The sequence below is a fragment of the Corallococcus silvisoli genome (assembly GCF_009909145.1).
Taxonomy (GTDB): domain Bacteria; phylum Myxococcota; class Myxococcia; order Myxococcales; family Myxococcaceae; genus Corallococcus; species Corallococcus silvisoli.
Window position 1 is genome coordinate 557846 of sequence record NZ_JAAAPJ010000006.1, and the last position, 19600, is coordinate 577445.

Below are 19600 nucleotides of genomic sequence, written 5' to 3' on the forward strand. Positions count from 1 at the left end.
AGCGCCGGCCGCGCCTTGTGCTCGTGCTCCATTTCCCAGTGTCCGCCGCTTCACGGGGTCACGCCCCGGCTGGCAGGGGCCCCACGGCCCCGAGTGGACCCGGCTCGCGCGGGACGGCGCCCACCGCGTGGAAGACGTCAGGCCCAGGCCCGGTGGCCCCGGATGGAGCGCCCATGTGGCGCCATACATCCACCTCCACCCGGCGACACGGCCGTTGTCCGGCGAGCAGGAGGGTGCCCGGGTGGATGGCTTTGGACCTGGGCTCTCGCGCAGACTGGGGTTCATGGGCTCCCGTTCCTTCCGAGTGGTCCTGTTCGCGGCCGTCACCGTGCTGGCGCTGTCCTTCGGGCAGGTGCTGGCGGAGTTCTCCGTGGGCCTGCTGGACGGAGGGCTGCGTCTGGCGGCCGTCCATCCGCTGTCCCTGGTGGAGCTGGGGGTGGTGCGCCGGTTGGCGGAGCTGGGGGCGTTCACGCTGACGGGCCTGCTGTTGGGGGCCGGGCAGGCGCGGGTGTTGAACCATCTGGGGCTGCGGGTGCCGGGCTGGGTGCTGGTGACGACGCTCGGCTACGCGGTGGGGATGCTGGGGTCGCGCATCCTGGCCACGGGCATGGGGTGGCCGCAGATGATGGCCCCGGTGGGGATGGGCGTGGTGCTGGGGGCGGCGCAGTGGCTGATCCTGCGGCGAGAGGTGCACGGCGCGGTGGTCTGGGTGGCGGCCTGCACGGTGGGGTTCGGTCTGGCGGGGCCCGCGGCGGCCTGGCGGGAGCGCGCGCTGGTGCAGGCCGTGCACTCCCACCGGGGCGGGACCGTGGACACCGTCTTCTTGATGGCGCAGGGCATGACCGTGATGGCGCTCGCGCTGTGTATTGCCATTGGCGGCGCGTTCATCTTCTCCAGCGTGCGCTCGCAGGTGCTGCCCGGCCCGGGGTCGCGGATGCCCGGCGCCCTGGCCCAGTTCGCGCTCCTGGGGCTGGCGGTGCCCCTGATGATCTGCGTGGAGGCCCGGATGCACTCGGTTCCGCGCACGAACGTGTTTCGGTGCGATCCGTTCTCCAGCAGGTCGCGGTCCATGGGGCTCCAGGCGCGGGTGTCGCCCTCCGACAACGACTGCCCCCCTGTGCCGTAGCGCCCATCCTCCAGCCCCGAGGGGCAAGGCGCGCGGTTGCCGTGCGTGGGAACTTCCTTGCCCAGCGCGTGAAGGGGCGGAAGGGCCGTCCGTCGTGAGGCGGACACGCGCAACGCCACGCAGGCCGGGCACGGCGGTTGCTCTGTCGCGGGCGCATGGGAAGAGGCGTGTGGGTCGGCGCGTGGGTGAGCGCGCTGTTGATGTGGGGGGGCGCGGCGCAGGCCGCGAACAGGGCACCGGCGACGAAGAAGGCCGCGCCGGTGGTGTTGGCGGATCGGGCGCTGTGGCGGGCGAGGTCCTGGGTGGGGCTGACGACGCTGGCGTCGGTGAACCCGACGGTGAGCGATGACTGCTCCGGGATGACGCGGCTGGCGTTCCAGCAGCGCCGGCTGGACCTGCTGCCCGACGACGTGTCGCCAGACGAGAACGGCGTCACCGCCATCCACCGCAAGGCGAGCGCCCTGGGAATGCTCACGGACACGCCCACGCCGGGCACGCTGGTGTTCTTCCAGAACACGTTCGACCGCAACCGCGACGGCCTGCTCAACGACGGGCTCACGCACATTGGCATCGTGGAGCGCGTGGGCGCGGACGGCACGGTGACGTTCGTGCACAAGTCGGGCGGGCGGGTGAAGCGCTCCCGCTTCAACCTCCAGCAGCCGGAGGTGCGCCGCGACGCGAAGGGGCAGGTGCTCAACGACTGGCTGCGCCGCCAGGGCAGGAAGACGCGCGGCTACCTGGCCGGTGAGCTGGTGGCGGGCTTCGCGGCGGTGGACGAGCGCTGGCGTTCGCCCGAGCCCCAGCGCGTGGCCTCCGCCCGGCTCGCCGTGAAGGATGACGCCCGGGGCGCGCGGCGCTAGACACGGCCGCGCGATGTCCACCGTCGAAGGTCCCTCCGAAGCCCCGCTCCCCGAGCCTGTCGCGCCTCCGGGCCCACCCCCACCGGAGGTCCCGTCCGCGCCGCCACGGCGGGGACAGTGGCGGCGCTGGGTGCTGGGCGGGGTGTTGCTGCTGGGGGTGGCGACCGCCGCCTGGACGTTCGCCGGGCTGCCGGACGCGGGGCCGCTGGCGAAGGAGAACCCGAAGACGACGGCGCTCATCGAGCAGCGGGCCACCGAGGCGCGCGAGGCGGGCCACAGGCCCCGCCGGAGGCAGCAGTGGGTGCCGTTGTCGGCGGTCTCCAAGTCCGCGGTGGACGCGGTGCTGCTCTCCGAGGACGCGAGCTTCTACCTGCACGACGGCGTGGACACGGTGGAGCTGGCGCGGGCGGTGGGGCAGGCGGTGGAGGCGGGGAAGCTGGGCCGTGGCGCGTCCACGCTGACGCAGCAGCTGGCGAAGAACCTCTGGCTGTCCACGGACCGCAGCCTGCTGCGCAAGTTGAAGGAGCTGGTGTTGGCGCACCGGCTGGAGGAGGCGCTCACCAAGCAGCGCATCCTCACGCTGTACCTCAACGTGGTGGAGTGGGGGAACGGTGTGTATGGGATTGAGGCGGGCGCGCACGAGCACTTCGGCGTGTCCGCGTCCCAGCTCTCCGTGGCGCAGGGCGCGGTGCTCGCGGCGATGCTGCCGTCCCCGCGAAAGCGCTCGCCGGCCAGTGGTTCGCGGGCGCTGTGGAAGCATGCGCACCGCGTGGTGGACGCGCTCAAGGTCACCCGGCGCATCAGCGCGGCGCAGGCGGAGGCCGCGCACGCGGAGGTGGACCGGCTGCTCGGACGCGCGCCCGCGGGCGGGGACGACGCGGACGACGACGGGCCCTGAGCGGGCGTACTTCCCGCCGGACCCCCATGGGAGGGCCGTCCCATGGAGGTCCGGCCCTGCATTAAAGCCCGCCCACCTCCAACGCCCCTCCCAACCCCGGGAAGGTCTTGGTGACGTTGGCGCTGAAGACGATGTCCTGGAGCACGATGTTCACCGGCAGCCCACCCGTGGGCAGTCCCGTCGTGCGCGTGACGGTGTTGTCCAGGATGAGCCACACGCGCTGCTTGCCCAGGGCCTGCTTCAGCGCGGGGCTGTCCACGGTGAGCGGTGTGCGGCTGTTGGGCGCGAAGGAGCGCGGCGGCAACAGCTGGGTGGCGGTGGCGTAGTACGGGGGCAGGTTGGCCTCCGTGTACGTCTTGGGCGTGCCCGGCTCCGCCTGCCCCGTGAAGGACAGCCGGGCGCTCATCTGGAGCGTCAGGACTTGAGAGGGATTGACCACCGTCAGCGCGGCCTGCACCGTGTTGACGGTGACGACCGACAGGTCCCGCGTCTCCTCCGGCAGGTCCAGCGCCACCTCCGCGTACACCGGCGCGAGCACCGACGTCACCGGCACCGTCTGGGTGAACGGGTCCGTGGACACGTTGATCTCCGCCGAGCACGAAGCCAGCAACAGGCCACAGACGCACAGCGCGAACCGGCGCATCATCGGAAGCTCCAGGACAGGTCGAAGGTGGGCAGCACCGGCAGGTCTTCTCCCGGAAGCGCCGGGTCGCTCAGGTCCACGTAGGCGGCGCCCAGCGCCATCCCGAAGTGCTCACCGCCGTAGCGCACGCCCGCGGCGGCCTTGAGCTTCGCGCCGCCCTTCACGCGCATGCCGCCCTCCGCGATGAGCGACCACGCGTCGGTGAAGTTCCACGCCACCGCGCCCGTGAAGGCCAGGTAGTCCGAGTCATAGCGGGCGTAGCGCGCCTCGCCCTGCACCAGCACCGGACCCAGGGACAGGCCATACACGGCATAGAAGGCCGGGCCGGACAGCTCCGGCGTGAAGCTCTGGATGGCGGGCTCCTGCGACTCCACCTGGCTGGAGTACGCGGAGGCGCCCACGAAGTGCGTGTAGCGCGCGCCCAGCGCCACCCGGTGCGGCCCCGCGGCCACCGCCCACCGCAGGCCCAGGTTCGGCGCGAGCAGCGCGTCCGCGTAGAGGGACGTGTCCACCGACAGCCCACCGAACAGCGGCAGCGCCGTGCGCTGAAGCCCCAACACCGGCGCGTCGATGACCTCCGCCGCGTCCGTGGTGAGCAGCCGCGCGACGTTGGTGCGCACCTGCGCGAAGGCCGCTGCCGGAAGCAGCGACAGGGCCAGCAACCAGCGGGGAAAGGAGGACCGGCGGCGGCCGGCGGGGCGGGGTGGGGTCACGGCTCATGGCTCCAGAGGCGGGGGACGTCCCCCCATTAGTGCGTGAAAGCGGCCGGATTGGATCTCTTCCCCCCCGCTCCACGCGGCGGCGTTCCCTCCTGCACAGCCCGTCCGGGCCACCAGCCGTCCCGGAAGGGCCCCGTCCTCTGGGAGGCTTTGGCTGGCGAGCGCGCCCGGCGGGACGTAGCTTGAACGCAAACGACATGGCTGCCCTCCACCACGAAGCCGCGCGGGGCGCGGGAGATGCGCGCGAGCGGGTGCTGGTGCTGCTCAAGCAGCACGGCTGGAACGCGACGTCCTTCCAGATTCTTCAGCCGGGCTTCCTCTACTGGTTCGCGGAGGAGGGGGACGCGTGCATCGCCTACGTGGACACGGGCGGTGCGTGGGTCGCGGGGGGCGGTCCCATCGCGGCGCCGGAGCGCGTGAGCGCCGTGGTGGAGGGCTTCCACCTGGCGGCCCGGAGCGCGGGACGGCGCGTGGGCTTCTTCGCCACGGAGGCGCGCTTCTCGCGGCTCGTGCCGTTCCAGGAGCTGCCCATTGGCGAGCAGCCGGTGTGGGACCCGGCGAAGTGGGACGCGGTGGTGCGCGGCAGCCGCAGCCTGCGCGAACAGCTCCGCCGCGCCCGGGCGCACGGCGTCCGCGTGCGGGAGGTGCCCGCGGAGGTGATGGAGACGCCGGGCCACCCGCTGCGCGAGGCGGTGGAGGTGCTGGCCGAGCACTGGCTGGCGTCGCGCCGCATGGCGACCATGGGCTTCCTGGTGGGGCTGGCTCCGGACGCCTTCGCCCGCGAGCGCCGGGCCTTCGTCGCGGAGGTGGAGGGCCGCGTGGTGGGCTTCCTGTCGGTGACGCCCGTGTACGCGCGCGACGGCTGGTTCCTCCAGGACCTGCTGCGCGAACGCTCCGCGCCCAACGGCACCGCGGAGACCCTGGTGGACGCGGCGATGCGCGCCGCCGCGGCGAACGGGCGCCGGTACGTGACGCTGGGGCTGGCGCCCCTGGCGGGGCCGGTGCGGCCGTGGCTGCGGTTCGCGCGCGCCGTCGGCCGGCCCCTGTTCGACTTCGAGGGCCTGCGCTCCTTCAAGGCCAAGTTCCGCCCCGACGCCTGGGTGCCCCTGTTCCTCTCCCACCCGAAGGATGAGCCGGCGGCCTGGGCGGTGTACGACGCGCTCCGGGCCTTCGCGCGCGGCAGCCTGGTGCGGTTCGGCCTGGTCACGCTCTTGCGCCGGCCGCGCTTCTTCGTGCGCACGCTGACGGCGCTGCTGATTCCCTGGACGGTGCTGCTCGCGCTGCCCATGAACGCCCATTGGTTCCCCTCGCCGTGGGTGCAGCACGGCTGGGTGGCGTTCGACGTGGGGCTCGTCGCCGGCCTGCTCGTGTTGATGCGGCGCTGGCGGGATGGGCTGGCCACGCTCCTGGGCCGGCTCACCACCGCGGACGCGTGTCTGACCTTGGTCCAGGCCCTCGCCTACAACGCCGCGCGTGCGCGCGGGCCGGGGGACTGGGGCGTCATCGTCGCGTCGGTGCTCGCGCCCGCGACCGCTTCCGCGATGCTGCTGCGCTCGCGGGACCTGCGCGTCCCGGAGCACTGAAGGGGCCTTCGCCAGTTCCTGTTACGATGCTCGCTCTCATTGGGGGGCAACGTGTTCATTTCCAATCCGGCCCAGTTCATCAGCCAGAAGATCATCAAACTCGGGGGGGCCATTGGCGCGCACTACCTCCATGCCCGGAAGGGGGACATGGTCAACTGGGAAGGACAGTTGCTCGGCTTCGGCGCCACGGAGGGACGCTATCGGGTCTTCGTGAAGCAATGGTTCTACGAGGACGCGGAGCCGGACTCGGATGAGGAGGTGGACCTGGAATGGGAGGCGGAGAAGGCCGAGCTGCAGGCGCTGCGCGCATACGTCGCCCAGCCCGGGACCTTCGGTTGGACGGCCTTGAACGCCGTGACGATCATCTCCCCACCGCCCGACATCTTCCTCTCCGCGCACGACTTCAACCTCGCGGGGAATGAAGGAGGCCAGGGCCGAAGGGCCTACCTCCTGCCCTGGCAGGAGAACTCGGTGTGTTGGACGCAGCTGGGCGACAGCGCCGACTTCTTCTTCACCGACTCGATGACGGGCTGCACGTTTGGCGTGGGCGGAGATCCGCGCAGGCCCGTGGTCCTGCACAGCAACGTCGGCGGGGAGGCGAAGCGGGCGGCGCGGACGCTGGAGCACCTCGCGTACCTCACCAAGTCGCTTCCCGTGGGGGTGCGCGCCTCCCCCCTGACGCTCTACGGCAAGGAGCGGCAGTACAAGAGCGCGCTGGAGGGGAGCGCCACGGCGGTCCCGGGCTTCACCGCCTCCGGGACCGTCGCCAATGTCGTCGGCTGGCGCGACAGGGGAGAGTGGCAGTTCTGGAGCCAGCGATACATGTTCTACACAGGCGTCGGAAATACACAGACGCGCTACGCCGACATCGAGGTGGAGCAGCTCGAGTACTGAGCCTCCAGGGCGAATCACTGTCCGAAAGGAGACAGCGGGCTCCGTGCTCCCCAAGGGGAGCGCGGCCCGGATTGGAAATCAGACGTCGCGCCGGGCACGGGAGGGTGATGGGCCCAACATCCGATGGCGTGGGTCGTTAGTGAGGGGCTGAAATTCCAAGCACCCTCCGACGCCATTCGGAGACTGGAGCATCGAAGCCATGACCCGAATCCCCAAGCCCGTCAGCACGCCCGCCAATTCCCGCTACAACGCTCGCCCGGAGGGACCGCGCCCCCCTCCGAACCTCTCGACGCCGCTCCCCGACACTTCGAACGTCGTCAACCAGAGCAAGCTGCCCAGGCCGGTCCCCGCCAATCGCACCCAGACCGCCCTCCAATCCCATCAGGGCGTCAGCACCTTCAACACCCCGGCGACCTCCTCCACGCAGGCCGTGGGCAACTCCAACACGGGCGTCAACCATCCTCAGGGCCCCTGCCCCCCGCTGGCCCCTCCAGCCGCCGGCCGCCCCCAGGCCGCCCTCAACCTGAGCAATGCCTCCTGCCTCACTCATGGCATGGCGCCGGAGCACGTGCAGGGCGCCCTCCAGCAGGGCCAGCTCAACTCCGCCTACAGCCGGCTGGGCCAGAACGGCAACTATTCGCGGGAGGCGGACAAGAACGGCGGCGGCGCGCTGGCCGTCTACACGCGCGCCGTGGGGACGCAGCAGACCAGCTGGAAGTCCCAGGGCCATGGCGTGGGGAGCAATGACAGCAAGGTGCAGATGATCCTCAGCCCCAATGTGTTGCAGACCCCCAACCATGGGTGGCGGGCGTCCTCCACGGACAACATGGGCAAGGTCCCGGGCTCCACCACCGCCCATCAGGCGGGCCTCCCCAGCAATGATCCGCTCGGCCGCGCTCCGCTCTGGTCGCGCCAGACCGAGTCGGGCCGCAACCGCGCCTTCAACGACACCGTGAACGGCAGGCCCATCCAGGCGAACAACGAGCAGCTGCACTGGGAGAAGGTCCCCCTCCAGGGAAACCTCAAGGGAATGGTGGTGACGTCCCAGGCCAGCTTCGACACGCTGATGGGGATGAACGGCGCGCAGCGGACCGCGGGCGCGGCTGGACGGGGCACCGTCCCATTCGGGACCCAGCAGGTCCCCGTCGTCCTCGCCCAGGGGAACTCCTCGCTGCTCTCCACGCTGAAGGACGCCGGCATCGCGGATACCAACGGACGCGTCCGCTGACACCCAAGCTTCCAATCCCAGACACTTCACGCACCCCGGCGCCCTAGTGACAGTTGAAGGACTTGCTGGGTGTGCGTGAAATGCGGGCTGCCGGCCTCGGACCGGGCGGAGGTCCCGCCGCCGCTCCAGAGAACGGGTGGGAGGCGTGTCATGCGGCTGCCTTCGGGCGTCGTCACGGTGCTCGCCGTGGTGCTGCACTCTGGCGTGGGACTGGCTGCGTCCCCGCCTTCGGGGCAGACCCTCGCCACGCCTCCGAAGTTGCCGCCGGGCGTCTCCGCGACGCTGTGGGGGTTGTCGGTGCCGCCGGGCTCGGAGCCCACGCCGGAGAAGGTGGCGCTGGGAGAGAAGCTCTTCCGGGAGAAGCGCCTGTCGGTGGACAACACCGTGGCGTGCATGACGTGCCATGAGCCGGAGCTGGGCTTCACCGACGGCAAGCCTTTGTCAGAGGGCGTCCGCCAGCAGAAGGTGACGCGCAACAGCCCCACCGTGCTCAACGCGCTCTTCAACGCCACCCAGTTCTGGGACGGCCGCACGGGCACGCTGGAGGACCAGGCGAAGCTGCCCATCCTCAACCCTCGCGAGATGGGGATGCCGGACGCGGACGCCGTGGTGAGGAAGGTGCGCGGCATCCCCGAATACGTCACGGAGTTCCGGCAGGTCTTCGGCCGCGAGGTCAACTACGACGACCTGGCCGCCGCCATCGCCGCGTTCGAGCGGACGCAGTACTCGGGCAACGCGCGCTTCGACCAGTTCATCACGGGGGACTCGAAGGCGCTCACCGCGTCGGAGAAGAACGGCTGGGCGCTCTTCAATGGCAAGGCGCGCTGCAACTCCTGCCACGCGGGCAACGCCGTGTCGCCGCTGTTCAGCGACCAGAAGTTCCACAACATCGGCGTCGCCGCGCACAAGCAGGACTTCGTCACCCTGGCGCGCAAGGGCGTGCAGGTGGTGCGCACCGGGGACGAGAAGCAGATCGACGAGCTGGCGCTCAACTCGGAGTTCTCCGAGCTGGGCCGCTTCCTGGTGACGAAGCAGGAGAACGACGTGGGCTCCTTCAAGACGCCCACCCTGCGCAACGTGGGCATCACCGGGCCGTACATGCACGACGGGTCGCTCCCCACGCTGTGGGACGTGATGGACCACTACAACAAGGGCGGCGTGGCCAATCCCTATCTGGACGGAGGGATGCAGCGGCTGGGGCTCACCGAGCCCGAAATCGACGACCTGGTGGCGTTCCTCTTCGCGCTCACGGACACGAAGTTCGACGCGCTCAACAAGGAGCAGCTCGCGAAGCAGCGCGCCCGGAAGAACACCCGGCCGGAGCGGGACACCGCCATCGCCATGGGCAAGAAGGGCAACCTGGGGGACCTGGCCCCCAACCCGGACCTCGCCGTGAAGAACCCGGCGGACCTGGGCATCTACGGCGACGTCACCCCGGTCACCACCACCCAGCGGAAGTAGCGGAGGCGCGCCATGGGCAACAAGTTCCAGAGCATCGAGACGAAGCACTACGCCGAACGCGAGGCCTTCTTCGAGGGCCTGAAGCGGCTGGACCGCCGCGCCTTCCTCCGCGTCGCCGGCGTCTCCGCGGGCATCGTGGCGGGCATGGGCAAGCTCACGCCCCACAGCTTCCAGTTGGTCAACGTGGCGGAGGCGCAGGGGGAGAAGCCGAGGTTCTCCTTCGCGTACATCTCCGACACGCACCTGTATGAAAACAAGCTCAACGACCGGTTCGTGCGCGCCATCCTCAAGGCCGTGGATGACGTCAACGCGTTGGACCCCCAGCCGGACTTCGTCCTCTTCGGCGGGGACCTGGCCCAGCTGGGCCAGCCAGGGGAGCTCAAGCTGGGCGCCCAGATCCTCAAGGCCGTGAAGGCCCCCCTCCGGATGATGGTGGGCGAGCACGACTGGTTCCTGGACATGGGCGAGCAGTGGCGCGACCTGTTTGGCGCGCCCAACTACTCCTTCGACCACAAGGGCGTGCACTTCGTGGTGCTCAACTCCATCCACGAAAAGGACTTCTGGACGGAGCGCAAGCTCACGCCGCTGGAGCGGATGAAGATCGTCGCCGGCCTGGACAATGGCATCCAGTCCCGCTTCGAGGTCGGCGCCGAGCAGCGCCAATGGCTCCAGGACGACCTTTCCAAGGTGGCCAGGACGACGCCGCTCATCGTCTTCAGCCACTCGCCGCTCTACAAGTACTACAAGCCCTGGAACTTCTGGACCGACGACGCGGACGAGGTGCAGGCCATCCTCAAGCCGTACGAGAAGGTCACGGTCATCCACGGCCACACGCACCAGCTGCTCAGCAACCGCATTGGCAACATCCAGTTCCACGGGATGCTGTCCACCGCGTGGCCGTGGCCGTACGCGCCGGAGGGGCTGCCCTCGCTCACGGTGCCCATGAACCGCGCGGATCCGTTCAGCCAGTTCGACGGCTGCGGCGACGGCCGCATGGACGTGCTGGAGTCGGGGCTCGTGGACAAGGTCTACAACCTCTGGCAGCGCGACCCCATCGTCGTGCGCTCCAGCTACCTGGGCTCCGGCGGCAGGCAGGCTCCGCCCCCCAAGCCCAAGCTGCCCACCTACTAGGACCGGAAGAGGAACGCCCTCCCATGACCTTGCGAATGAAGCTGCTCGTGGTCCCGTGCGCGGCCCTGTCCTTCGCTGGCGGCGTGGCGCTCGCCACGTCCCCCCAGTCGAAGCCCGCCGCCAAGGCGGAGGCCCTGCCCCAGCACGTGCTGCCCCCGTCGAAGGACGGCAACCTGGTGCTGGGCCTGTGCGACGGAGAGACGTCCATGGAGGTGCCCGGCGTGAAGGAAGGCCAGAAGCTCACGCGCGCGCAGGCCTTCGCCGCCACCTCGAAGTTGATGGAGGACTGGCGCCAGAAGAACCCGGACGCGAACTGGGACGACGCGCCGGTGCTGGCGCAGGCCACCGCGCCCGACGCGAAGAAGTCCCCCACGCCCGCGCCCCAGCCCAACCCGGGCTCGAGGCCCGCGGGCGGCGACGTGCGCGAGGGCGGCGTCGGCGCGCAGACGGACGCGAAGCAGGTGCCCCAGCAACAGAAGGCGAACGTGCAGACGGGCCACACCTACGGCGCCTTCTCCGAGCGCGACGAGCGGATCTGGGCGGACTCCACGCAGGCGTTCGTGAAGGAGGGCCACCGCGTGTTCCACGACGCGGACGCGCTGGGCGGCACGGTGGGCGTGTCGTGCGACATGTGCCATCCGGACGCGGCCAACACCCACCCGGAGACCTACCCGAAGTACCAGGTGCAGCTGGGCCGCGTGGCGCTGCTGCGCGACATGATCAACTGGTGCATCGAGAACCCGGTGCGCGGCAAGCCCCTGGCGGATGGGGACCCGAAGATGCGCGCGATGGAGGCGTACATCTACGCGCAGCGCAAGGGCGTGAAGCTGGAGTACGGCAAGCACTGAGGGCGCCGCGCGCCCGCGGGCCTCTCGTCCGGCCGATGGGGAGACGGATCCGCACGGGCGCGGGCGCGTGGGCCTGGAGGGGTTCATGGCGCTGGGGGCTTGCCCCCACCCTCGGTGAACCCGGTTAATGCGGCCCATGTCTCTCACCCCTGTCATGGACCCCAGCGGCTTGTTGGAGCGCGCGCCGCGACTGGCGGAGCTGTTGCCGGACGCCGCGCTGTCGGAGGCGCTGGCGCGGGGGGATGCCTGGACCGTGTACGCGGTGCTGGAGCGCAGGTTGAAGCAGGAGCCTCCCGGGCCCGCGCGGGAGCTGCTCGCGAAGCTGGTGGAGGACCGTGCCGCCTTCGTCATCGCGGCCCGTTCTCCGGCCACGCCCTCCATCCTGGGCACGGGCGTCCAGTGGAGGGGCACGCCTCCCGGGGATGCTCCTGGCGCGCCCTACGTGGCCGACCGCACCGTGACGGTGCTGGGCGTTCCGGTGTGGCCGCTGGAGGGCTACCTCGTGCGCGCGGATGGCGCGGGACCGCTCCAGGTCGTCGGGCGCGTGCCACCCTCGCGGCGCAGGGCGCGACACCGCGCGGGCGCCGTGGCAGGGGTGGTGCTGGGACTCTGCGCCGCGGCGGGGGTGGGGGAGGTGTGGTGGGAGTCGCGCAAGGTGCGCATCGTGACGGTCGTCAACGGGCTGTCCCGGCCGGTGGACGTGCGCATCGGTGACCAGCACTGGGTGGTGGCGCCCGGCGCGCAGGAGCAGGGGAGCGTGAAGCAGGAGGACGAATGGCTCCACGCGATAGCCCGCTGGCCTGGAGCGGACGAGAAGCCCATCGAGGACGTGGTGCTCCCGGTGGCCGGCGCGCACTTCGTCTACAACGTGAAGGGCGCGGCGCTGCTGGATCGCCGGTGGGGCTCGAAGCAGTACTTCCAGAACCTGGGGCCGTTGCGGGGCAGCGTCTCCGTGCTGCTCGAGGATGAGACCGTCCAGGCCGTGAGCAGGAATTGGGAGTCCACCGCGCGCCTCCATTCAGAGGCAGGGAAATGGCAGCTCGCGGCCGACGTGGCCGCCGCCGTCGCGGAGGTGGAGCCGGGCAACACGCTGGCGCGGGAGCTGGCGGCGCGCGCCGTCCTCCAGCTGGACCTCCAGGCGCCCGTGAACCTCCCAGACGCCCTGCGCTGGCGGAACACCCGCGACTTCGCGTGGATGTTGATGAACCGCTGGCAGCAGGACCTGGGCGCGCAATCGCTGGCGCAGGACCTGCTTGTCTTCATCGGTCAGGGGCCCCAGGCCCGCGCCCGGTACGCGGAGCACGCGGAGCAGTTCCCGGACTCCCCACTCGCGGCGCTCTACCTGCTGCGCGCGGACACGCCGTCCCTGGATGCCGAACAGGAGGTCCTCGCGTACGAGGAGCTGGTGCCGCGCTTCCCGGACTCCCCGGAGGTGTTCCTCGCCTGGTTGGAGGCGCGGCTGCGGTTCGAGCTGCGCGACCCCGGGGCTTCGTCGGAGGAGGGAGCGCCCACGGCGTACGCGCTCGAAACGGCGCGGCAGGCGGAGGTGCTGGTGGCGAAGCACCCGCCCACCACGGTGGGCGCGCTGGAGGTGCTCGTGCGCATCTTCCTGGACGCGCGGCGCCGGGACGCGGCGACAGGGCTGGTGCACCGCTTCGGGCAGGACCCGCGCAACCGGACCTGGGACTTCCTGGTGCTGGCGGGGCGCACGGCCGAGGTGGCGGGCCCCGAGCACACGCCCTACGTGATGCGCGACTGGGTTCCCCCCGCGCTGGCGCGCCAGCCGGAGCGGATGCGGTTGTTGGAGCTGCTCACCGGCCAGCGCTCGCTGAAGGAGGCGGAGCGCATGGAGGTGACGTCCCCCGTCGACCGCGCCGTGCTGGGGCTCACGCGGGACGTGCTGGAGAACCCGACGCGCGCCATGGAACAGGCGGCGGGGGAGTCCGAAGCGGTGCTGTCCCGGCTGGAGCCAGAGGTCGCCGCGCTGCTCGCCCTGGAACTGGAGCGCGCGGGCGATGCGCGGGCGAGGCGCCTCTTCAATGCCTCGCTGCCGCTGATGCTCTCGCGCGAGGCGCTGAGGGGCTTCCGGATCAGCCAGACCCGGAGCGCCCCCAGGTCCTTCGCCCGGTTGGCCCCGGGCCTGCGCGCCGCCGCCCTCCTGGTGCGCGCCCGCGACAAGGCGAGGGAGGGCTACAGGGTGTTCACCGAACGGCTGGACGGGCTGTCCCGCATGGATGCGCTCGGCGGCTTCGCGGTCCGCGCGGCCCCCCCGTGGATCCGCTCCGCCTTCGACGCGTGCATGGACACGAAGGTGCCGCACGTCTTCCCCAGCGGCTTGATGTCTCAGTTGACGGGCTCGCTGGCGCAGGCCATCGAGCGGCAGGAGAACGACCGCGAGGGGCGCCGCCCCCGCTGCGAGGCGCGGGTGGTGACGCCCACCGGGCTGCCGCTGCCCCGCGCCACTCCGTCCACGCCTGGAAACGCGAACGGCGCCGACCCCTGAAGCGGGTCCGGCGCCGTCACGGTGCTGCCCAAGGCGGGCCGCCGGTCAGCCCGGCTGGCAGACCTGGCGGAGGATGTCGAGCGACTCCAGCGCCTTGCCCGCGCCAATCACCACGGCGGAGAGCGGATCCTCCGCGAGGAACACCGGCAGGCCGGTCTCCTCGCGCAGGAGCGTGTCCAGGTTCTTGAGCAGCGCGCCGCCACCGGCCAGCACGATGCCGCGGTCGGCGATGTCACCGGCCAGCTCCGGCGGGGTGCGCTCCAGCGTCAGCTTCACCGCCTCCACGATGCCGTTGACGGGCTCCGCGAGCGCGTCGCGCACCTCGTCGCTGGACACCGTGAGCGTGCGCGGCACGCCGGCCACCAGGTCGCGACCCTTGATCTCCATGGTCATGACCTCGTCCGTCGGGTACGCCGTGCCGATGCCCATCTTGATGAGCTCCGCCGTGCGCTCACCGATGAGCAGGTTGTACTTGCGCTTGACGTACTGGATGATCGCCTCGTCCAGCTTGTCGCCGCCGATGCGCACCGACTTGGCGAACACGATGCCCGCCAGGCTGATGACCGCCACGTCGGACGTGCCACCGCCGATGTCGACGATCATGTTGCCGCTGGGCTCCGTCACCGGCAGGCCCGCGCCAATCGCCGCGGCCATCGGCTGCTCGATGAGGTAGACCTCGCGCGCGCCCGCGTTGGCGGCCGCCTCGCGCACCGCGCGGCGCTCCACCTCCGTGATGCCGGACGGGATGCCGATGATGATGCGCGGGTTCACCAGCGTCTTGCGGTTGTGCGCGCTCTGGATGAAGTAGCGCAGCATCGCGGCGGTGATCTCGAAGTCGGCGATGACGCCGTCCTTCATGGGCCGGATGGCCACGATGTTGCCCGGCGTCCTGCCGAGCATCTCCTTGGCCTCCTTGCCCACCGCGAGGACCTTCTTGCCCCCGCGCGAGTCCTGCTGCACCGCCACGACCGAGGGCTCGTTGGACACGATGCCCTGGCCGCGGATGTAGATGAGCGTGTTCGCCGTACCCAGGTCGATGGCGAGGTCGCGCGAAAACAGGGTGTGGAGCCAGTCGAACATACGGGGGCGGAAACTTTCGGAAGGGCCGCGAAACTTCCCCGCCCTTCAGACGGAGTGCGTTGTCGAAACTACTACGCGCCGCAATACGGAGGAAGAAAAGCCGGAGCCCTCTTCGGGCGCCGCTCGCTGGACAACCAACCACGCCAGCCCCTCTGTTCCCTTCTCCTCACGATTCGGAGGCGCTCCCCCTGGAAAAACAGGCCGCATCCTCCCCAGGACAGCGGCCGGGCGGCCTTCAGCGGGCCGCCCCTGGCGCTCAGCGCTTCACCGAGTACTTCGCGATGGCGTAGAGGGCGCGCACGCCGTCCTTCCAGCCAATCTTCTTGCCCTCCTCGTAGGTGCGCCCATGGTAGCTGATGGGCACCTCGAAGACGCGCCAGTTGCCGCGCGCCACTTTCGCGGTGATTTCGGGTTCGAAGCCGAACCGGTCCTCCTCCACGTGCACGGACCGGAGCACCTCCGCACGGAAGGCCTTGTAGCAGGTCTCCATGTCGGTGAGGTTCAGCCCGCTCGTCATGTTGGAGAGCGTGGTGAGCATGTTGTTGAGCACCGTGTGCCAGTAATAGAGCACCCGGCGCGGCGACCCGATGAACCGGCTGCCGAAGACGACGTCCGCCTCGCCATCGATGATGGGCTGGATGACGCGCGGGATGTCCTTCGGGTCGTATTCCAGGTCCGCGTCCTGCACGAGGAGGATGTCCCCGGTGGCCTCCGCGAACCCCCGGCGCAGCGCGGCGCCCTTGCCCTGGTTCTGTTCCTGGAAGAGCACGCGGATTTCATTGCGGTTCTTCGGCGTGCCCCCCAGCACCTCCAGGCCCTGTTCGGACAGCTGGCGCAGGAATTCGCGGCTCCCGTCCTTGGAGCAGTCGTCCACCAGGACGAGCTCCTTCGGGAAGTCCACGGCGGTGCAGCGGCGGAGGATTTCCGCCAGGGTGGGAATCTCGTTGTAAACGGGAATGACGAGCGAGACGAGCATGGCGCTGTCGCCCCTATCGCATTTCCCCCATCCGGGCGACTCCCTTGCACACAAAATTCAGGGCCGTGCCGCGCTCCGGATGGCTTCCATCAGCGCCTCCAGGTCCGCGTCGCCGGTCAGCGGGTGGATGAGGGTGGTGCGCAGGTACACCCCGCCAGGGAGCCGTGTCTGCACCAGATAGAAGTTTCCGCTGGTGACCAATGCCTCACGCAGGCGGACCTGGAGGGCATCCCAGCCCTCCGGGGGGACGTGGGCGGGCGTGTGGCGGAAGCAGACGATGTTGCAGTCGGGGGCCACGGCCAGCTCGAAGTCCGGGGCGGCGGTGAGGTGGTCCGCGAAGCGCCGGGCCTGGTCGTAGGAGGCGGTGATGGCGTCCTCGAAGACGCGGGTGCCCAGCACGGACAGGCAGGCGTACACCTTGAGGGGCATCATCTCCTTGGTGCACTCCAGCGTGCGCAGGCCCACGTCGCTGTAGGGGCGCGCGTCGTCGCCGTCGCCGTGGAAGAGGTAGTGGGCCTCCTGGGAGAAGGCGTCGAAGGAGCGCGCCCCGTCGCGGAAGAGCACCGCCGTCACCAGCGCGGGCATGAGCAGGCCCTTGTGCGCGTCCCACACCACGGAGTCCGCGCGTTCGATGCCGCGCACCTGCGCGCGGTACTTGGGGCTGAGGGACGCGGCGGCCCCGTGCGCGCCGTCCACGTGGAACCACAGGCCGTGCCGCTGAGCGAAGTCCGCCACGGGCTCCAGCGGGTCGAAGGCGCCGGTAGCGGTGGAGCCCGCGCTGGCCACCACCGCGATGGCCTTGCGCCCGGCGCGGGTGGCGTTCGCCAGCGCCTCCTCCAGCGCGTCCGGCCGCACTCGAAAGTGTGCGTCCACGTCCACCGGGGTGAGGCCGCCCTCGCCCCAGCCCATGATGCGGACCGCGCGGGCCAGGCAGTAGTGCGCGGAGCGGGGGACCAGCACCGTCAGGGGAGGCCCCGCGTGCGCGCCGCCGTTCCACGCGTCATAGCCGGCCTTCGCCTGCCGCGCGGCGAGCAGGGCGGTGAGGTTGCCCGCGCTGCCGCCGGAGGTGAGCACGCCCCGGGCGCTCGCCGGCAGGCCCAGCTTCGAGGCCATCCACGCCAGCACCTGATGCTCCATGGCGGTGGCGACGGGGCCCATCTCGTACACCGCCATGCCGTTGTTGAGCAGCGACGACACCGCGTCGCACAGCGCCGCCAGCGGCACGGGGGCCGTCACCTGATGGCCCACGTAGCGCGGGTGGTGCAGGTGGTGGGAGCCCTCCAGCACGCGGGCCATCAGCGCCGCGAAGGCGTCGGACCGCGCCGGCTCCTCCGGGAAGGACGTGGCGAAGCGCTCGTGGTTCACCGCGGGCGGGGCCCAGGGCAGCACCGGCATGGCGCCCCCCGCGAGCGCGGCCTTCAGGTAGTCCGCCAGCTGATCCATCAGGGCGTGGGCGGTGGCCCGGAAGGCCTCCGGGTCGTAGGCGTCGCGCAGGGGGGCGGGAACGGAGGACGTCATGGCCCGCGCAGGCTAGCGGGTGCGGGCGGCGCCAGCCTGGGAAACGCGCGGGAGGGGCGGGCGGGCTCCGGGCGGGACGGTCGGAGGGCCATGGCTTCCTCGAGGGGCCGGGCGGACAGGGGCCCGGCGGTGGGCCGGGCCGGTCGCGGCGCGCGCGGGCCGTCCCCACCTTTCCTCCTCATGGGAGGTGGCGACCGATGGCCTTCGACGACACGCCGTTCGAGCGGCGCTCCATCATCCGAGGCATGCACGTCCGCGCGGCGGACGGGGCGCTCCTGGGCTACGTGGTCCTCATCGGACAGGAGCACCTCTATGTCCGGAGCTCGCCCTTCATCGGCCACCGCCACTGGAAGGAGGTCCCCCTGTCCGCCGTGGGCGGGTTGCTCCACGGCGACGTCGTCCTGAAGGAGGGCACCGGGCCGCTCGCGAAGGCGGATCCGTCGTTTCACGGGGAAATCCCGACGCAGACCCTGCCGTTCACCCTGGCGACGGAGGAGCCGCACGGCGCGGGGCCGTCCGAAGGTGAACACTCTGGAGCGGCGCGGGTACCTGAAGTGTGATTCAACTCCGGACCATGGCGACCTCCATCGAAGAACTCTCCCAGCGCGTGTCCGCGGCGTTCGCGGACCGGGCGAAGTTGAAGGACGCGGACACCGTGGCGGCGGTGCGCGAGACGCTGGCGCGGCTGGATGCCGGCGAGCTGCGCGTCGCGGAGAAGGGCCCGGACGGCTGGCGCGTCAACGCCTGGGTGAAGGAGGCCATCCTCCTGTTCTTCGCGGTGTCGGAGATGAAGGTGATGGAGGTGGGCCCCTTCGAGTTCTTCGACAAGGTGCCCCTGAAGAAGGGCCTGGAGGCCGCGGGCGTGCGCGTGGTGCCGCCGGGCACCGTGCGCTACGGCGCCTTCGTGGAGAAGGGCGCCGTGGTGATGCCCGGCTACGTGAACATCGGCGCCCGGGTGGGCGCGGGCACCATGGTGGACACGTGGGCCACGGTCGGGTCCTGCGCGCAGGTGGGACGGCATGTCCACCTCTCGGGCGGCGTGGGGCTGGGGGGCGTGCTGGAGCCGCCCGCGGCGTCGCCGGTCATCATCGAGGACGGGGCCTTCCTGGGCAGCCGCTCCATCGTGGTGGAGGGCGTGGTCGTGGAGGAGGAGGCGGTGCTCGGCGCCAACGTCGTGCTGACCGCGTCCACGCAGATCATCGACGTCACCGGCCCCCAGGAGGTCGTCCACAAGGGCCGCGTGCCCGCCCGGAGCGTGGTGATTCCTGGAATGCGAGAGAAGGAGTTTCCGGCCGGGAAGTACATGGTCCCGTGCGCGCTCATCATCGGGCAGCGCAAGGCGTCCACCGACCAGAAGACCAGCCTCAACGCCGCGCTGCGGGAGTTCGCGGTCCCGGTGTAACGGGCGCGAAAATCCGCTGTCACCGGGGGCGCGTATAGGCCTTGGGTGACGCAAGCTGTCTCACGCAACCCGGGAGCTCATGGAACACCTCGACGACATCCTCCCCGAGTGGCTGCTCGGGACCCTGGAGCCCGCCCGGCGCGACGCCGTGGCCCGGCACCTGGAGGGTTGCGCGCGGTGCCGGGCGGAGCTGGACCGGCTGGCGCCGGCCGTGGATGCGCTCGGGGCGTTGGTCCCTCCGGTGGAGCCCCCGGCCGCGGCGCTCACGCGCTTGATGGAGCGGATGGAGGGCCCCGGCCGCTTCACCCGCTGGGCTGGGAAGGTGGCCGCGTTCCTGGACGTGACGGAGGCGCGGGCGCGCGACGTGCTGGAGTCCATGGCGGAGCCAGGCAACTGGCTGCCCGGTCCGGCGGACGGCGTGGAGATGATGCCCGTGGAGACGGGGCCCGCGCGCGAGGGGATGATGGCGGCCGTCGTGCGCCTGGGGCCCGGAGTGCGCTACCCGCGCCACGCGCACGTGGGCCGCGAGTGGAACCTGGTGCTGGAGGGCGGCTTCCGCGAGGACTCCGGCCAGGAGGTCTGGCCCGGCGAGGAGCTGGAGAAGGCGGACGGCTCCCTGCACGACTTCACGGCGCTGCAAGGCCCCGCGTGCATCTGCTTCGCGGTGCTGGAGGGCACCACGACGTTCGAGGAGCCGCTGGACGCAGGCGCCTGACGGGACGGTGTGCCG

General features: G+C 71.0%; 18 protein-coding genes. 13 read left to right on the forward strand and 5 right to left on the reverse strand.

What is annotated here, in order from left to right:
• Window positions 1-283: 283 nt before the first annotated feature.
• The 3 genes from GTY96_RS14040 to GTY96_RS14050 all read left to right on the forward strand — a co-directional run bounded on the left by GTY96_RS14040 (window position 284) and on the right by GTY96_RS14050 (window position 2884).
• Window positions 284-1126 (forward strand): hypothetical protein, encoded by an 843-nt coding sequence (locus GTY96_RS14040; protein WP_143903065.1) that lies wholly within the window; start codon window positions 284-286, stop codon window positions 1124-1126.
• A 155-nt stretch (window positions 1127-1281) separates the two neighbouring features.
• Window positions 1282-1986, forward strand: a complete 705-nt coding sequence (locus GTY96_RS14045; protein ID WP_161664968.1) for a CHAP domain-containing protein — start codon at window positions 1282-1284, stop codon at window positions 1984-1986.
• Between the two features lie 13 nt (window positions 1987-1999).
• Window positions 2000-2884, forward strand: a complete 885-nt coding sequence (locus GTY96_RS14050; protein ID WP_235685583.1) for a biosynthetic peptidoglycan transglycosylase — start codon at window positions 2000-2002, stop codon at window positions 2882-2884.
• Window positions 2885-2945: 61 nt separating this feature from the next.
• On the opposite strand, the gene GTY96_RS14055 is transcribed toward GTY96_RS14050, so the two are convergent.
• Window positions 2946-3530 carry a hypothetical protein gene (locus tag GTY96_RS14055; protein ID WP_161664969.1) on the reverse strand — a complete coding sequence of 195 codons (585 nt, stop codon included), beginning with the start codon at window positions 3528-3530 and terminating at the stop codon, window positions 2946-2948.
• A complete protein-coding gene (locus GTY96_RS14060) occupies window positions 3527-4240 on the reverse strand; it encodes a hypothetical protein (protein ID WP_161664970.1) in 714 nt (237 codons plus the stop codon). Before GTY96_RS14060 ends, GTY96_RS14055 begins: the two co-directional genes overlap by 4 nt.
• A 203-nt stretch (window positions 4241-4443) precedes the next feature.
• Between GTY96_RS14060 and GTY96_RS14065 the strand changes: the two genes are divergently transcribed.
• From GTY96_RS14065 to GTY96_RS14095, 7 genes are all read left to right on the forward strand, one after another.
• Entirely contained in the window at window positions 4444-5829 is a 1386-nt protein-coding gene (locus tag GTY96_RS14065) for a DUF2156 domain-containing protein (protein ID WP_161664971.1), read from the forward strand.
• Window positions 5830-5880: 51 nt separating this feature from the next.
• Window positions 5881-6723, forward strand: a complete 843-nt coding sequence (locus GTY96_RS14070) for a hypothetical protein (protein ID WP_161664972.1) — start codon at window positions 5881-5883, stop codon at window positions 6721-6723.
• Between the two features lie 199 nt (window positions 6724-6922).
• The gene (locus GTY96_RS14075) at window positions 6923-7951 is read left to right on the forward strand and encodes a hypothetical protein (RefSeq protein WP_161664973.1); all 1029 of its coding nucleotides are present in this window, start codon (window positions 6923-6925) and stop codon (window positions 7949-7951) included.
• Window positions 7952-8101: 150 nt separating this feature from the next.
• Complete coding sequence (locus GTY96_RS14080; protein WP_161664974.1) at window positions 8102-9412, forward strand: cytochrome-c peroxidase; 1311 nt, start codon at window positions 8102-8104, stop codon at window positions 9410-9412.
• 12 nt (window positions 9413-9424) lie between these two features.
• Window positions 9425-10543 (forward strand): metallophosphoesterase family protein, encoded by a 1119-nt coding sequence (locus GTY96_RS14085; protein WP_161664975.1) that lies wholly within the window; start codon window positions 9425-9427, stop codon window positions 10541-10543.
• Between the two features lie 23 nt (window positions 10544-10566).
• Window positions 10567-11391, forward strand: a complete 825-nt coding sequence (locus GTY96_RS37620) for a c-type cytochrome (RefSeq protein ID WP_235685584.1) — start codon at window positions 10567-10569, stop codon at window positions 11389-11391.
• Between the two features lie 136 nt (window positions 11392-11527).
• Window positions 11528-13894: a hypothetical protein gene (locus GTY96_RS14095; RefSeq protein ID WP_161664976.1), complete on the forward strand. Its 2367-nt coding sequence runs from the start codon at window positions 11528-11530 to the stop codon at window positions 13892-13894.
• Between the two features lie 45 nt (window positions 13895-13939).
• Here the strand turns inward: GTY96_RS14095 and GTY96_RS14100 are convergent, their stop codons facing one another.
• The 3 genes from GTY96_RS14100 to GTY96_RS14110 all read right to left on the reverse strand — a co-directional run bounded on the left by GTY96_RS14100 (window position 13940) and on the right by GTY96_RS14110 (window position 17468).
• Entirely contained in the window at window positions 13940-14974 is a 1035-nt protein-coding gene (locus tag GTY96_RS14100; protein ID WP_014400170.1) for a rod shape-determining protein, read from the reverse strand.
• 256 nt (window positions 14975-15230) lie between these two features.
• On the reverse strand, window positions 15231-15950 hold the full coding sequence (locus GTY96_RS14105) for a glycosyltransferase family 2 protein (protein ID WP_143903046.1): 720 nt from the start codon (window positions 15948-15950) through the stop codon (window positions 15231-15233).
• A 57-nt stretch (window positions 15951-16007) separates the two neighbouring features.
• Window positions 16008-17468, reverse strand: a complete 1461-nt coding sequence (locus tag GTY96_RS14110) for a pyridoxal phosphate-dependent decarboxylase family protein (protein ID WP_161664977.1) — start codon at window positions 17466-17468, stop codon at window positions 16008-16010.
• Window positions 17469-17665: 197 nt separating this feature from the next.
• Between GTY96_RS14110 and GTY96_RS14115 the strand changes: the two genes are divergently transcribed.
• The 3 genes from GTY96_RS14115 (at window position 17666) to GTY96_RS14125 (ending at window position 19585) form a co-directional block, all read left to right on the forward strand.
• Complete coding sequence (locus GTY96_RS14115) at window positions 17666-18028, forward strand: hypothetical protein (RefSeq protein ID WP_201756037.1); 363 nt, start codon at window positions 17666-17668, stop codon at window positions 18026-18028.
• Window positions 18029-18042: 14 nt separating this feature from the next.
• Window positions 18043-18870, forward strand: a complete 828-nt coding sequence (locus GTY96_RS14120; RefSeq protein WP_143903043.1) for a 2,3,4,5-tetrahydropyridine-2,6-dicarboxylate N-succinyltransferase — start codon at window positions 18043-18045, stop codon at window positions 18868-18870.
• A gap of 79 nt (window positions 18871-18949) precedes the next feature.
• A complete protein-coding gene (locus tag GTY96_RS14125) occupies window positions 18950-19585 on the forward strand; it encodes a cupin domain-containing protein (RefSeq protein WP_161664978.1) in 636 nt (211 codons plus the stop codon).
• The last annotated feature ends 15 nt before the right edge of the window (window positions 19586-19600 follow it).